Raw genomic sequence first — 15934 nt, forward strand, 5'->3', positions numbered from 1 at the left:
TTTGACTTTAAATTAATTTTTATTCCCACAATTGATGTTAAAGAAACGGCAACAATTCAGAATTATACAGAGAAAGTTTTCCGTTAGCTTCCTTTAGACGATCATTGTGATACATTAATGAGGCAGATCTTAAATCTCTAAAGAGCCTTTCTAATGGTATTAATTCATTTTTTATATATCCATGATACATTCCTAATAACTCAATAGTTTCATTTGCTGCAGCAAATAGATTTTCAGATGCTATAATTTTTAAATTGTTAATCTGAATATTAAAGCTTGTACTTTCTAGTGAAGTACGGTCATTTCTTTCCATGCACATAGTAAATTCATCTATTAATCTTTCTAAATAATTGTTTACTATATCAATTTTTAATCTAATAGAAGATATCCGGGAATATGTCAAGGTATTGAATTTATTTTTATTCTTTTTTAATATTTTAATAGCTTTTTTAAAAACTTCCTTCGTTGCTCCTAACCAGCAAGAGGCCCACATTATATGGCCTATAGGTATAAGAGAAGTTTGTGCAATTCCACTAAAATCTTCTTCTGTTAATATATTCTTCGCACCTAGCTTTCCTTTTATAAGCATACTAACACTTTGTGTTCCTCTCATCCCCATCGAATGCCAATCACCAATATCAGTTATTGATATTTCATCTCTAACTGCATATAATAATAATACATTTTTGTCCGTTGATTCTTGAGACTTTTTTGCTGTTATTAGATAAGCATCAGCATACTCACCACCAGTTACTGTTGGGGCAAGTCTATAGAGCTCAAATTCAGAATTATTATACCAATGTAAGGGTGAATTCGAACTTAGTAGATAACCACCTTTAGTATGCTCTGAAGTTACAGAAGCAATATATAGTTGATTTTGAGAAATTTCATTTAAAATTCTTTTTTTTTCACTTTCAACATTATTCATAATCGTGTAAATTTGTTGACAATGCATCCCCCATATCATCGCAGTAGACAAACAACCTGAAGCTAATATTTGAGCTATATCTGATGCTATTTTAACATTGTAACCGCCCCCTCCAAATTCTCTTGGAATAATTAAACTCATGAAATTATTAGCTTTTAACAAGTCCAAAGACTCTTCTGGAAACTTATTATTTTCGTCTACGATAGCGGCACTCTTTCTCATTACAGCACTTAATTTATAAGCCATTTGATAAAGATTATTAGTCACAATATTTTCACCCCAAATTAAAACATCTTTAATAATGAAGACCATAGAACTATATTAAAATTGTTATTATATAATCCCCTAATACTTGGAATTATGCAATAAGAAATTCTCTTTTTTATAGCCCATCTAACTCTTCTATTGTGGTTATTCTTATGCAAGTAACACTCCTCTCACCTTGCAATTCTTTGAAAAGCCTTTCATTTTGCGATTTTACAGTACTATGATTCCTTATAGAATACATAAATAAGTCAAGGGATTTTAGGAATTCTTCTTTATTTTGGTTCCATAGAACTTCTTTTTTTATCCATCTTAGAAAAGTTCTCTTCAGCACCCTAAAAAAAGTTATTCTTAACTTGAAATCTAACCAAATTATAGTTGTAGCCTGATGTTTTAAAATATTATGGATATTAGCATATTGTCCATCTATAATCCACGAATCCTTTGATGCAATTACTTTAACATGTTCCCTAAATGAATCCACGTCCATCTTTACCCAATTTTTTTGCCAGAATACACCATCTAACTCTGTAAAAGGTATATTTAGTTTCATTGACAATTTTTTAGTTAGAGTGGACTTGCCTGAACCTGAGACTCCAATAATCCAAATGCGTTTACCTAGTTTCATGAATCCCACCTAGTTTCATGAATTATTTATAACTTTACATAATTTTATAACTTCATCCCAATTAAGGTCTTCAGTTATTTCAAACATTTTCTGATTTCTGAATTTAGAGAGCGTAGGGTTATCTATAAAATATAATATATCTTCTTCATTAAATCCTGTTTTTAATAATTTATTTCCCAATACAGTATCTTTTATTGATAATGCAATATCATTCTCACTAAACATAGAAATAATAGTAGAAATAGCCTCAATCAGAGAAGGAGAAGAATGAATTCCATTATACATGGTATTATAATCTTTAATACCTAAACTATCCTTTCTTTTAAAAAAAATATTTTTTATTGAGTCTTTCTTTGCCAACTTTGGGTTGGTATTTCCTAAAACATTTTGCCTTACATCTTTAAAATATTGATTGGTTGAACATTCTAAAAACAAAACGCAATTTCCAGGTAATGTAAACCAATATTCTTGTAGAGGATGAAAAGCATTTAATATAACAAAAGCATCGCTATTTATAGTTAATTTTAAGCCATAAATTCCAGCACCGAATTTCACTGTTTCACGACCAAAAGATAGCGCTTCCAAAGAACTTGGAGTGAAATCATTCTTGAATTGATTTAAAAACTCGTGCCCACCGTACACTTTAGCTTTAGGGTATCTTTCATTTATATTTTTCAGGATATATTCTGGGAGCATATCTTTTCCGTATTTTGACACCTTATTTAGAATATTATAATGTTGTTCAATCCAGTTTTTCTCTTTTAGGTACTGACCTGATGTTACCTTCGCGGCATGAAGGTCAATATTATTGTTTTTCAATGTCTCTAATACTATTGATATTGTTGCTCTAACATCAACTGTTTGTATGTCTAAAACCTCTGGTTTCATCATAAAGATTATATGGTTTGATTTTTTTTCATTGAGTTCAGAGACAAATCTTTTCACAATAATTTGTTTATAATTGATTGGATCTTTATGAACCTTTTCAATTGTTCTGTATATATTTTCTATCAGTTTTTCTTCTATAATTACTCCCTCCTATCTTATCACCACATGACAATTCCCTTATTAATTAACTCATCTGTAATTTTATAAACAGAATTTAATTCACTGAAAACTATTTTCTTAACTTTTTCTTTTATTTTTTCGTCATCATCTAGCTTACTAATCTTTACAATTATGTGATCTGGGTCCTTTAAATGAGCTTCTTTTGTTGTCATAATATGAACATCTACAGGATTTCCTGTCTCTGCAAATAATTTTTTTGCCAATCTGTCTGTTAATATTCCATATAATTTACCAGTATGATCCAGTGGGTTTTTTCCAGCAGCAGCTTCAATACTCATAGATCTCATTGGAGTAATTAACCCATTCAGCCTATTTCCTCTGCCAACAACACCAACATCCCCAGTATCCGCAACACTTCCTAAAACTGTTAAATACGCTCTTTTTCCTCGATCAGCAGAATTAACTATTATTTCAGGCTTTAATTCTAATTTCCTATAAATAAAATCATGTAGCTCTTTCATTACTTCATTTTTTCTTTGTTTATAGTGTTCCATTGATTTAATTTGTTGTGCAAGGAAAGGTATATTAACAATAATTCTAAAAAAGTCTTTATTTCTTATGCCAAATACTTTCACATCCCACCCTGTATCTGAATTTTTTTGTTTAAATTCTTCTCCATTTACAAATTGTTCAGTGAATAAAACCAACTTTTCCAACCTACTTAAAGGTGCATATCCATGTAAGAGATTACAATCATTAGAAACAAGATTTTCATCACCAATTTTAATTAAATCATTCTCCTTCATTGGTCTATAACGTGTTTCTTTTCTACCTGGCCCTTTAGAATCAACTACTTTAACATTAACCTTTAAATGTTTATCTGGTATAAAACCAGTTAAAACTTTTGATAAAACATCAATGCTTGCTTGTTTTAAAATTTCGGCTACTGGAATTCTATTTGTTGCATAACGATAAGCAGCTTTTCCAGCAAAAATAATCTCATAAGGCTTCGTAATTTCTCCAAAGCCAAATTGTATGTTAGCCTCCCCTCCTATTAACATTACCTTATCAAACCAGTGATGTGCTATTCCACCAAAATTATCCAAACAATACTTAGAATAATACTCAGAGGCTTTTTCAGCTATTGAATCGCAAATAGTGTCAGGATGCCCTACTCCTTTTCTTTCAACTAATTCAAAATCTTTCTTTTCTATACTTACATCTTGATTGTTTAGAATAGAAATCATTATATATCTCCTCAGATTTATTTTGCCGTATAACCGCCGTCTACCATTAAATTTTCTGCCGTAATAAAACTTGCTTCATCAGAAAGTAAAAATACAATAGGAGCCGCAATTTCCTCAGGTTCTGCATTTCTTTTTAGCATATGTGCTCCTCCAATATCGGGATGGGAATCGGCTTGTTCCCTATTCAATCCCTTATCTTTTTTTATATAATATTCATTATTCTTCGTCCATACTGTACCAGGGTTTACAGCATTTACTCTAATATTCAGATTTGCCAAATCCATCGCCATGCATCTTGTCATATGAGTAACTGCCGCTTTCGTAGTATTGTATGTTAAATAATTTTCTTGAGCAACATGCCCAGATATTGAACTTATATTTACAATTGCACCTTTCCCGTTTTTTCTCATTTCAGGAACAACATATTTTACACTTAAAGCAGTACCTATTATATTTCCATCAATTATATATCGCCATTCTTCAGTAGTAGCATCAATACTTTTAAATACAAAACGCCCTGCACTTGTAACTAAAAAGTCTATTTTATTATAATGATTAACAACCTCAGTTACCATATTTTTTATACTATCTTCGTTGCATATATCAGTATGTACATAAAGAGCTGATACCCCTTTGCCTTTCAATTCAATTTCAAGTTTCCTTCCTAAAACATGATCAATATCTGCAATTACAACTTTCGCCCCATAGGTTCCTAATAAATCACATGTTGCTTTTCCTATTCCTTGAGCTCCTCCCGTTATAATTGCAACACTCCCTTCAATTCCTCTCATTACTACCCCCCCTTTTCATAAAAAACCTTTTACTATATGTAGAAATTATACTATGATACTAATTAACAAATCCAGACTTTTTAAAAAATAATGCAAATATCTGTCTTTCTTGGTAATATTGTAAAGGAGAGTGAATTTTATGTCAAATACAATAATTAAAAATGGGAATATTTTAGCAATTAATGATGGCGTTATCAATTTCACTACTGGTAATATCATAATTGAAAATGGGAACATCACATATATAGGTTCCAAAACACCTAGTTCTTTCGATACTTTTGACACTGTCATAAAAGGTGAAAATAGTGTATATATACCTGGCCTAGTTAATACTCACACTCATGCGACCATGGCACTCATGAGAGGTCATGGAGATGATTTAAAACTACAAGATTGGCTAGAAAAAAAAATGTGGCCGATGGAAAGAAAGCTAATCGAGGAAGATATAAAAAACGGTACTTTACTATCAATTTTGGAAATGGTAAAAACAGGTACAACTACCTTTTTAGATATGTTTGACAAAATGGATATTGTTGCAGAGGCAATTGAATCTTCTGGTATGAGAGCATGTTTAGTCGATGGTCTAATAAGTACTGGTTCAACTACACGTGATAACGAAAACCTGTTAAAGGCAAAGGAGTTCTCTAAAAACTGGCACAAAAAAGCTGAGGGACGAATCACTGTGATGATGGGCCCTCATTCAACTTATACATGTGAACCCCAATATATTGAAAAGATAATCGACGTAGCAAAGGAATTAAAATTACCCTTACACACTCATTTATCGGAAAACAAATATGAGTTCGATTTAATTAAATCCTTATATGGTAAAAGCCCTGTAGAACACCTTAATAGCTTAGGTTTTTTTTCAAATCCTTGTCTAGTAGCACATTGTGTACATTTAACTAAATCTGACATAAATTTACTATATGAAAATAACGTCAATGTTTCACATAACCCTTCTAGCAATCTAAAACTAGGTAGCGGAATTGCGCCAATCCCAACACTTTTAGAAAAAGGTATAAATGTTTCAATTGGTACTGACAGTGCAGCAAGTAATAATACATTAGACATGTTAAGTGAATTAAGGTTAGCTGCTTTGATTCATAAAGGATTATCTAATGATCCCACGGTCTTATCTGCAGGAGAAATGATCCAAATCGGGACCATAAAAGGAGCCAAATCACTTTTTCTTGATAACATTGGTCAATTATCAATAGGTATGGAGGCAGATATTATTTCTATTGATTTAGAAAAATCAAATATGTATCCGAAGTCATGTTTATTATCTCATATTATTTACTCACTACCTAGTAATAATATCAAAGATGTATGGATTAAAGGGGAAAGGGTAGTCTCGAATGGCATCTGCACAACATTAGATGAAGAAAAGATTTTATTCAATGCCGAAAAATCATACAAACGCCTTACTCAATGAAAAACACATGTGAAACATATGACTATTATTATAGTAGTTTTTTTGATGAACCTCCATTTATTTTAAGACTGTATAAAACTAATTCGAAACAATCTTAATTGCTAAAACCTTAACAAAAAGGTGTTAACACAAGAGCCAGATTATGAGAGATTTTGCAGCTTCAGTTATTTGAAAAAAGACAAAAAGCACAATGGAAATAAACTGTTGCCCTAGTCTCTCCCTAAAATACGAACATTTTAAAGGAATAACATTGACCTACTAACTATTAAACAAAATTCAGATAATGTTAACTAACTATGAGTAAAATATATACTATTTTGAGAACTTTTAAAAGCGATTAATTAATAAAATTTCAAATTAAGAACACCTTATATATTATTGAAGGTATATTATTCTTTATGGCACATATAATAATAATTAATCCAAATAATAATCTATTTCATGGTTATTTACCTTAAAGGGCTTTAAGTAGCTTATATTTGCTATTAAATCAACCATTATTCTACTCATTCATTATCCCGGTATCATCCTCTTCCGATTGTACTAATCTAGAATAATACTTCCCATTAAGCAAAAGTTGAGGATGATCTCCCTGTTCTACAATCACTCCATTCTCTAACACAAAAATACAATCTGCATTTTTGATCGTTGACAACCTATGAGCGATGATGATGTTTGTTTTTCCCTTACGGTATTGATCAATTTTACTTTGAATACTTTTTTCTGTTATTAAATCTAACGCCGAAGTAGCTTCATCAAAAATTAAGATTTCTGTATTTTTAATTAATGCCCTAGCAATTGCAATCCTTTGTCTTTGTCCGCCAGATAATGTAATACCTCTTTCTCCAATTACTGTATTATACTTATCAGGTAAAGATTGGATATAGTCATGAATTTCTGCAAGCTTGCAGACTTTTATCATTTCACTATCACTAAAGTCTTGCCCAAGAATAATATTACTACGAATAGTGTCAGGATATAAATAGGGTTCTTGTGAAACAACTGAGATTCTACGTATCCAATCATGACGATTAATGTCAGAAAGTCCCTTTTCATTAACTATAATACTTCCTGCAGATGGTTCATAAAAGCGCAATAAAAGCTGAGCAATCGTTGACTTACCACTACCACTTGAACCCACGATAGCTATTTTTTTCCCAATTGGCAGTTCTACTGTTAAATTATCTAAAATGTATCCTGTTTTAGATTCATATTTAAAATAAACTTGGTTGAATAAGAGTTTATCTATTCGTCTCTCAATTTTTTTTGTACCCTCTTTCCATGTAGGAGCATCCATCACACGACGTATACGATCTAGACTCGCCATTTTCCCCGAAAAATTCATTGTCATGTTGAAAAGATTTTGGAAACTGGTAACAAGTTGATTACTAAATTGATATATGACAACAAATATACCAATTGACATTTGGCCTTGTAATACTAGATATCCACCATAACCTAATATAAATACTGTAATCCCCCATCTTATTGGTTCACTACTAATTAATTGTTTATTAATTAGCTTTCCTTCTTTCATAACCGCTTCATAATATTTTTTGAAATAATTCTGATAAATTTTTGATTCCCATTTCATTCGATGATATGCAATGACCTCTCTTGTAGAAGATATTCCTTCTTCCATGTGTACAATTAAATCAGATTTTGTTTCCTGAACTCTCTTGGCTTTATCTTTTAATTTGGACGAGAAGTACCGCCCTAGCCATGCATATACCATACAGCACAACAAACTAAATACAAGAATAATAGGACTGTTCAAACCAATAATAATAAATAGTGCAATAAGAGATGCCAATTGTTGAACAAATCTTGGAACATCATTGGCTATCATTACTCCTACCTTTTCAACATCATTAACAATATAATGCACATAAGCCCCTGTACGTTCTTTCTCGAATGTGGCAGTAGGTATTTTGTACATATAATTCATAAAATCACGGACTAAATGTTCAATAATAGCTGCACGTACCTTATATATAACATATGGACCAAGAGTGAACAATAAGGAATAACCTACAAAAGCTAAGATCATAAGCGATATAATGAGATAAAAATTTGTAAAATCATTCGCTATTAATACACCGTCTATTAAACTCTGTTGCAACCCAATAGTTGCTAGATACGCATAAGATTCTACAATCATCAGAATAATTGCCAATACTAATAATCGTTTATTCGGACGTATATATTTTCTCAACCATTGCAGATTGCGCTTCATTAAATATCCTCCTTTTCCAACTTCTCCCCAAATGACAAATGATAAAAAGCTCCTCTTCTCTTCATTAACTCATCATACGTTCCACTTTCTACTATTTTACCTTTATCAATTAATACAATACGGTCATAATCTTTAATTGTTGATAATCGATGGGCTACAGTAATGGTTGTTCTTTTTTGCATCAATCGTTGAAGTGCATCTTGTACTTCTTTTTCACTGACTGTATCTAAAGAAGCAGTGGCTTCATCTAACAAAATAATAGGAGGACTTTTTAAAAACATTCTTGCAATTGAAATTCTTTGCTTTTGTCCACCAGATAATTTCAGACCCCGTTCTCCTAGTAATGTATCATAACCATTTGGTAATTGAAGAATAAAATCATGAGCAAATGCAGCTTTTGCTGCTTGTACCACCTCATCTTCTCTTGCACCTGGCCTACCAAATAAAATATTTTCTCGAACACTTGTACCGAATAGATAAGTCTCTTGAAAAACAAATCCTAGATTTTCTCTTAAATTCTCGAAGCTTAGGCTCTTAATTGGATAATTATCTAACAAAATTCTCCCTTTTTCAGGATCATAGAACCGTCCCATAAGCTTTAATATTGTCGATTTTCCATTTCCACTTCCACCAACAATGGCTATTTTTTGTCCTGCAGAAATAAACAAATTAAATCCTTTTAGCACCTCAGGGCCATTTGGATAACGAAAGAAAACACCTTCAAACTCTATATCCCCATGTACAGCATTATTGAATTTTGCTTGTGTTTCTTCCTCTACCTCAGGTCGAATTCTAGTAAAACGATATATTCTTTCAGCTTGATCCATTAAAACCCGCTGTTCTGTAATGGACGTTACCACTGACGTTAGAATATGCATCGTTTGAAAGTAATATATCAAAAATGCTACAAAAGCACCAGTAGACAATTCGTCTGTTAAAGTAAGATGTGAACCAATGATTATTATTGCAATTCCACCTACATAATAAGACATACGACGATTTGTTCCTCTTAAATAAGCATACCAAATTGTTTTAATCATTGATTGATTTAATTGTCTATTCTTCCTATTCACATTGGACAAATCCCACGATTCAACTGCGCTTGCACGAATATCATAAAGCGAGGCAATACTCTCATAAATTTTTTGGTTAAATTTAACTCGATTATCAGCGGTTAGTTTTCCATATTCAGACGCTTTTTTCTCTAGATAAGGACCAAATATGTAATATAATAGAAGGCTTGGAATAATAATTAGGCTTAATTGCCAGCTTATTATAGACATTAAAGTCAACGAAATAACTGAAAAAATAGAGTTATTTATCATCCAAGGTAACAGGCGACTATAAAGATCACGTAAAGCTGCAACTTCTGTATTCATAAGTGCTAGGCTTTCTCCTATCGGATGTTTCTCAAAATAGGCGAAACCTAGTTTCCTTAAATGTGAATAGATAGAAAATTGCATGTCACGTGAAGCCTTCTCTTGTAAGGAGCGTTGAACAATATTCTTTACAGCCAAAAAAATGATTATAAGAATCACAAGAAATACTACTAAGATTAGTAACCAAATAAATGTATATGTATATTCTTTTGTTAAGGTCTCATCAATAAAAAATTGAATGATTTTTGGAATAACAAGCTGCGCACCAGTGGTAATTAAACTACAAAAAATTAATAAAAATAGAATTAATTTATATGGTTTTAAAAAAGATAGTGTCCATAAGTAAACTCGAAATAGATGGTATTTGTGATTATTAACTTGTGTATTCAACCCAATCCCCTCTTTTTTATTATATTATCTTATAAATATGTAAAATCTACAACACCTAATAATTACTTATATCACAAATATATACTAATAATAACTAATTGATTTACCTTGTTTAAAGAGATTAAAAGTACCACTTCATCTTACATTTATTTGGTTGGCCGTTGCCAGCAATACTTTGACTACAAGTTACATTGTTTATTAGACATAGCACCTTTTCTTTTATATCTATAATGATCTAATTTTTATGTTTGTTTTTTAAACTGCAACTAACATTTTTTCACTTCACTTCTTTCTTTTTTCAAACATTCCTAAATGGCAGCTTGTTGTGAGTTATTCATTTGGAATATGATGAATTAAACCAGAGATATATTCTTTTTCGTTGTCGCTTCTAGCTTCTCTTCTCATATACTATCTCGTTGCCATAAAGATATGTCTCGCAAATGCTTATCAATTATAAAAATCACAATACAAGTATTCATCTCTACTAGACACTTGCTTATATCAACATATTATATTTTGCAATAATTTGAATAATTTTTTAATATCCGCAAAATGCAGAGACGCTGCTTATGGACAACCAGCTGTCACTCTTTGAGGCACCAGAGATCCCATCTTTGGTAGAATGAAATATGAAAAGACCTCCTTTAAGTTGTTTAGTAGCCATTTAACCGGTACTAAAATTGCACCAAACAACAGTGGTATTTTTGTTATTTCCGCCACCTTTTCGTGTTTTTATTAAAAAATCACCTCTTGATTTTTTATGGCAACTCAAATAACTCTTTGGCAGATTTTCACCAATTAAAGTTTGTTCAATCATTTATTACGAAAGGAAGCTATCTTCTATTTTCAAAGGCAATACATTCTAATTTAATATTGAATTAAGCAAATATTTTTCTTGATAACACAACCCATTTATAAATTCACATATTCTATTCTTTAAAATAACTGTAGCTTTATTATTTTATAGCAGCAGATTATTTTTAATTGTTAGTGATAACAGCATTAAAGTTTCTCGATTTAAAGATTCTCTTTCAGCTTTCATAAATTCTAGAGAATAACAGTCATCAAATAATCTATCTATTAATAAAATATGTTCCGAAATTTTAGAGACATATTTTTTCAATACAGAGTAAAATGAAATACCATAAGTGACATCAAAGGTTGTATCTAATAGTAAATCTTTTTGGGATAAGTTTTCTACATTAAGGTATTTAGCAAAACGTCCTTTACTAATTCTTGATCCACTTTATAGGAAAAGTCTTTTAAATAAATACTTATTGTTTCTTTAAAAATAAGTTCTTCATTATATTTGATGGCAAACTTATAAAATAGCGTTACATTTTCAAATGACCATGTAACAGATTCAAACTTTCCATTGTCATTGTGAAATACACAATGACATGCTTTCTTTGTAAGTCTATTCCATATATTAATATATCATGGTAATAATGTTCGTTTTGATACCTACTGGATTTACCGAAAAAAAGTAGTCACAAAAGAAGTAGACATATCCCTTTCTTAATATAATCCTTTCAAAAAATGATATTAAATGTTTCTCATCTTCAAGTAAATCGCAATTTCTTGTTTTAATAACAAACAGTTATCGATTATTAAAAACATCCTTAATATGACTCGATATCGGTAAAGATTGTATTGTATGATCTGTTTTTATTGCTAGACTAAAGTAATATAAATTGTTCCAAGTAATACTGTTTCTATTAAAAGTAGCAATCATATACAGAAAAGGTTAAAAACTTAGGGTTTTTACTATTGATTTAAAATTTAAATTATTTTTCATAATGCTCATTATACAGCTGAAAGCAATCGGTTACAATATTTTATAAAAATTATTAAATAAGTAGCTCTCCCCACTTGCGTTAGTTTCCTTAAACTCTCGTGAACTGACCACATGGCCAATCTATAATTCAATTTAGAATGATAACAGATAGCTTTGTGTTTCTGACGTAGTAGCTTTATAAATATTGATGATAGTTTAATAATTGGACATACCCAATGGAGATTTGTAACATAAATATAATAGTCTCCTTAAGGGTCCAAAAATGACAAAACGATACAATAAGGAATGTAAATTATATACAATGAAACTGGGAGTGGAAGATGAGAGAAAAGTAGCCGAAGTGGCAAGAGAATTAGATTTTAAGCCCCAGACGCAAGCAGAAACTGACAGCCCATATAAAACGGGTATTTATTACCTCCCCAAAATATGGATGTTCTAAGATTTCACGCAGTGAAGGGATACCTGTTTCTCAAAAACAGTGAAGAAATATAAGGCGACAACGAACTCAGACCATTCGCAGTCTGTCTTCCCTAATCTATTGAATCAAAATTTTCAGTTAGACAAGTCAGGACAAGTATGGGCAAGCTATATCATGTATATTTGAACAAGAAAAGAATGGGTGCACTAAGCGACTGTTATGGATTTATTTCCCAGAAGGATTATGAGTGGGCAATGAGTCATCGAATAACTAAATAATTAACACTCTCGACATTAAAAAATGCAATTAACCACCAACACCGTGAAAAAGATTGGTTCATCATTCCGATGTATTTTCCATCTTGTTTAACACCAATTCTTTGTGGGTATGTTTGGTTATTCCTACTTTTAAATTGTCAGGAACAATGATTTGAGTGGTTCCTCCCATGTATTCAAATGTGTGTTGATGGATCTTTAGCCGCTAAATCCATGGATAATGAACCTTCGACATAAGAAAGCTGCGAACACAGTAAAGTTGCCGTAAATACATATACTTTTACTTTTTCTCCTGTATCGGAATCAATGATAAATAAAGGAGAACCTGCCCAATCTACTTCTAACAATTTCCCTGGTTTCCGTTTAATTCGCAGTGTGGCTTTGTGTTTTTGGACATAGTTATGATAATGTTCTGTGAATGTCCGATAGCTTCCTCTGTTCTTGAGACTTCCTCACATACTCTTCATGAAGTAATGTTAAGGTAACATATTGTTTATCCAACTCTTGATGCAGATAATCAAAATCAATCATACATCGACCGGAAGCCTCTAGTTTTTTCTCAGGATAGAGAAAATCTTCCATCCAAGTATCCGTCATTTCTTCATCTAACGGACACTTCACCCCTCTTTTTGACGTGAATGGCGGGTCATCGCTGCGATATTTAGTAAACTCCTTTCCTCATCATATAATTCCAGTATCTGTCGATATGGGAACATAAAGAATCTCCTGTATTCCTAATGTCATGCTGCTTGGCATGCACATTCAGTATACAGGAGGCTTTGAACTGGTAAAGCATTCCGCAATTGGTGGTAAAAAAGATTGCAAGGCTGGTACATATTGAATGCCATATTCATCATAGTCCAAGGCAGATACCAATCGAGCTGGTTAGATTTTCCCATATGATGGATGTAATCTGCTGTTGGAATTAAGTAGTAAAAGAGAACATAATTAATTGCATCATACTCCTTAGATAACAATTTAAATTCGATATTATATGTTTTCAAAAAGATATATAAATAATGTGTATTTACAAAAAAGTCTCCTCTTTGTTTTCTAGATAAAAACTTTGAAGCACTTGCAATATCATAAATTCTAGGTCGAAACTGAAGAGAGTTTTTTGTATTCATCGTAAGAAAAAATTTCCTGAAGATAATTCAAAGATTTTTCAATAAGAAAGATATACTCCTCGCTATCAAAGTTTGATTTTTTTTGAATATACTTGCATAGTTTTCTTTAGCTCAATAATTTCTTTTGAGAATCTAACAACCATTTTTCTAAATCATTAAATGAACTTTTTTTACACATATCGTCTTTTTTAAAATTTTGAGAATAAGTACTTCCATGTATTTTTACAACCAAATCAGCTACCTATTTTAACATTTCTAAATTATTAAGTTCATATCTATGGCCACTTGCATATTATAACAATTGACAAACGTACCCGTTGTAGATTGCAAAGTTAGAACCAAATTTTGTTTTTATAGGAACGGGAATCGAAATTCCTTTCTGTTTCCATAATTTCATAATACTCACTTGAAAATCATACCAATCAATATTAACTTCTAATTTACAAAGCTTAAATACATATGAATGAGTTCCTTGTTCAATTTTCCATATGTCATTCGGGCTTCCGTTATCGAACATAGAAATATTAGCTGTGTTAAATCCCTAATTTTCATACACTATATTTCTTACATCTGTTTAATTCATGTTTACACCCCTGGAATCTTGTTAGTTATAAACAGAAAAAATTGTCGAATTCCCCAAATAATTCGATTGTAATAAACAATACTTTATTAAAGTGACTTTTCATGGATATACATTCTAACATCTATAATTTCAAAATTTTGTTAATAATCCATATTTTCTATACAATCTTCTGGTAATGAGTGTAAGCTACATAAAATACCTTTCTTTCATTTTATGTAATTGTTTAATGATTTAGCCCATTGTTGCAAAAACACGCCTAAATCTTCCTCTAACGTTATGTCTGCCTTTTCCAATAATTCTTTTTTACATCCTTTAACTGCTATACCCACTCCACAATTAGTTAGCATACTTATATCATTTTTAGCATCCCCAAAAGCAACAACATCCTTTAAATCAATTCCTCTTGTGCACAAAACTTTACTAATCCCTCTTGCTTTACATGAATTATTTGGTATTAATTTTATACCTCTAAAGCGATCAATACTGTACCAGAACAAATTTGAATAGTCTACCAAAAGTTCTTCTAATAAATCTGTAGATGAATTACTAAAAATATATATTTCAGTCACTTTTTCTAGTGTCTTCATTTCCTCAATATCAGTTATAGTGATTGTATTTCGAGGAGTATTATACACAAATTTATACTTCAATAAAGCTTCTTTAGAACTAGAAAATATTTTTCCGTTTGATTCAATAACAATTGATGCTTTTTTGGAATAATTATCCAATATTGCATGAACTTTTTTTTTGAGAAAATAATTAATAATGTGCCATTCACCACTATCATAGTTATACAATACGTTTCCATCATTACATATTAACATCTTGTCCAAAGATTCAAAAAACTCATCAGATGATATTATGTCCCTAATTGATTGTGGATTTCTACCAGTAGCTAGGAAAAGATTAATTCCATTTTCTTTTAACATGAACAAACCTTCCAACACCCCATCAAAGAAATCTTTTTCCCTGTCGATTAATGTTCCGTCTAAGTCAAATACAGCTGTTTTAAAGTTATTACCTATTTCCAAGCTTCTCCCCCCTTAATAAATTGATTTTTTCTTTAATTTTTTATTAGACTCAAATCAAAACTCAATATAATACTGAGTTTTAATACTACTTAATGATGTGATAAAAATTAGTATATGCAACTATATAAGCTATATAGTTTATTTCCCAAAAATTCAGGAGATGAATAATACGAACTCACATTAAAATATCAAAATCACATGACAATAGGCCCTTCCGCGTTCCTCGACTTATTACGTGTAAATCCTTTATTCGTACTTGACGATGATTGATAGTTAGAAATGTGCTTTTCATACTAAGAATATTACTAGACTACATTTTTAGAGTCTAAAATACTACTTCCAAAGAGCCCTATCAATTTCTCGACTGAAATTCTACTATAAATTCCTTATGTT

General features: G+C 31.0%; 11 protein-coding genes and 1 pseudogene. 3 read left to right on the plus strand and 9 right to left on the minus strand.

Going from position 1 to position 15934, the window contains the following annotated elements:
* Nucleotides 1-37: 37 nt before the first annotated feature.
* From FLK20_RS09260 to FLK20_RS09280, 5 genes are all read right to left on the minus strand, one after another.
* Nucleotides 38-1195: an acyl-CoA dehydrogenase family protein gene (locus FLK20_RS09260; protein WP_227994956.1), complete on the minus strand. Its 1158-nt coding sequence runs from the start codon at nucleotides 1193-1195 to the stop codon at nucleotides 38-40.
* 115 nt (nucleotides 1196-1310) lie between these two features.
* Nucleotides 1311-1820, minus strand: coding sequence for an ATP-binding cassette domain-containing protein (locus FLK20_RS09265; RefSeq protein WP_152656287.1), 510 nt, complete (start codon nucleotides 1818-1820; stop codon nucleotides 1311-1313).
* Nucleotides 1821-1835: 15 nt separating this feature from the next.
* Nucleotides 1836-2711 (minus strand): hypothetical protein, encoded by an 876-nt coding sequence (locus FLK20_RS09270; RefSeq protein ID WP_152656288.1) that lies wholly within the window; start codon nucleotides 2709-2711, stop codon nucleotides 1836-1838.
* Nucleotides 2712-2866: 155 nt separating this feature from the next.
* On the minus strand, nucleotides 2867-4075 hold the full coding sequence (locus tag FLK20_RS09275) for a methionine adenosyltransferase (RefSeq protein ID WP_152656289.1): 1209 nt from the start codon (nucleotides 4073-4075) through the stop codon (nucleotides 2867-2869).
* Nucleotides 4076-4092: 17 nt separating this feature from the next.
* Entirely contained in the window at nucleotides 4093-4866 is a 774-nt protein-coding gene (locus FLK20_RS09280; RefSeq protein ID WP_152656290.1) for an SDR family NAD(P)-dependent oxidoreductase, read from the minus strand.
* Nucleotides 4867-5005: 139 nt separating this feature from the next.
* Here FLK20_RS09280 and FLK20_RS09285 point away from each other — a divergent pair, with 139 nt between their 5' ends.
* Entirely contained in the window at nucleotides 5006-6304 is a 1299-nt protein-coding gene (locus FLK20_RS09285; RefSeq protein ID WP_152656291.1) for an amidohydrolase, read from the plus strand.
* Nucleotides 6305-6806: 502 nt separating this feature from the next.
* Here FLK20_RS09285 and FLK20_RS09290 read toward each other — a convergent pair.
* Nucleotides 6807-8540 (minus strand): ABC transporter ATP-binding protein, encoded by a 1734-nt coding sequence (locus FLK20_RS09290; protein WP_152656292.1) that lies wholly within the window; start codon nucleotides 8538-8540, stop codon nucleotides 6807-6809.
* Nucleotides 8540-10309, minus strand: a complete 1770-nt coding sequence (locus FLK20_RS09295; protein WP_152656293.1) for an ABC transporter ATP-binding protein — start codon at nucleotides 10307-10309, stop codon at nucleotides 8540-8542. The genes FLK20_RS09290 and FLK20_RS09295 overlap by 1 nt, the downstream gene beginning before the upstream one ends.
* A gap of 2060 nt (nucleotides 10310-12369) precedes the next feature.
* Here FLK20_RS09295 and FLK20_RS21615 point away from each other — a divergent pair.
* Both FLK20_RS21615 and FLK20_RS22385 read left to right on the plus strand, forming a co-directional pair.
* The gene (locus tag FLK20_RS21615) at nucleotides 12370-12546 is read left to right on the plus strand and encodes a hypothetical protein (RefSeq protein WP_194165590.1); all 177 of its coding nucleotides are present in this window, start codon (nucleotides 12370-12372) and stop codon (nucleotides 12544-12546) included.
* Nucleotides 12476-12874: pseudogene (locus tag FLK20_RS22385) on the plus strand (DDE-type integrase/transposase/recombinase); the annotation flags it as partial. The gene FLK20_RS21615 and the pseudogene FLK20_RS22385, both read left to right, overlap by 71 nt.
* A gap of 102 nt (nucleotides 12875-12976) precedes the next feature.
* Here the strand turns inward: FLK20_RS22385 and FLK20_RS21620 are convergent.
* Nucleotides 12977-13147 (minus strand): hypothetical protein, encoded by a 171-nt coding sequence (locus FLK20_RS21620; protein ID WP_194165591.1) that lies wholly within the window; start codon nucleotides 13145-13147, stop codon nucleotides 12977-12979.
* 1569 nt (nucleotides 13148-14716) lie between these two features.
* On the minus strand, nucleotides 14717-15541 hold the full coding sequence (locus FLK20_RS09305; RefSeq protein WP_152656294.1) for an HAD-IIB family hydrolase: 825 nt from the start codon (nucleotides 15539-15541) through the stop codon (nucleotides 14717-14719).
* Between the last annotated feature and the right edge of the window lie 393 nt (nucleotides 15542-15934).

Origin of the sequence: Oceanobacillus sp. CFH 90083, from assembly GCF_009389585.1 — a bacterium.
Classification (GTDB): domain Bacteria; phylum Bacillota; class Bacilli; order Bacillales; family Amphibacillaceae; genus Oceanobacillus.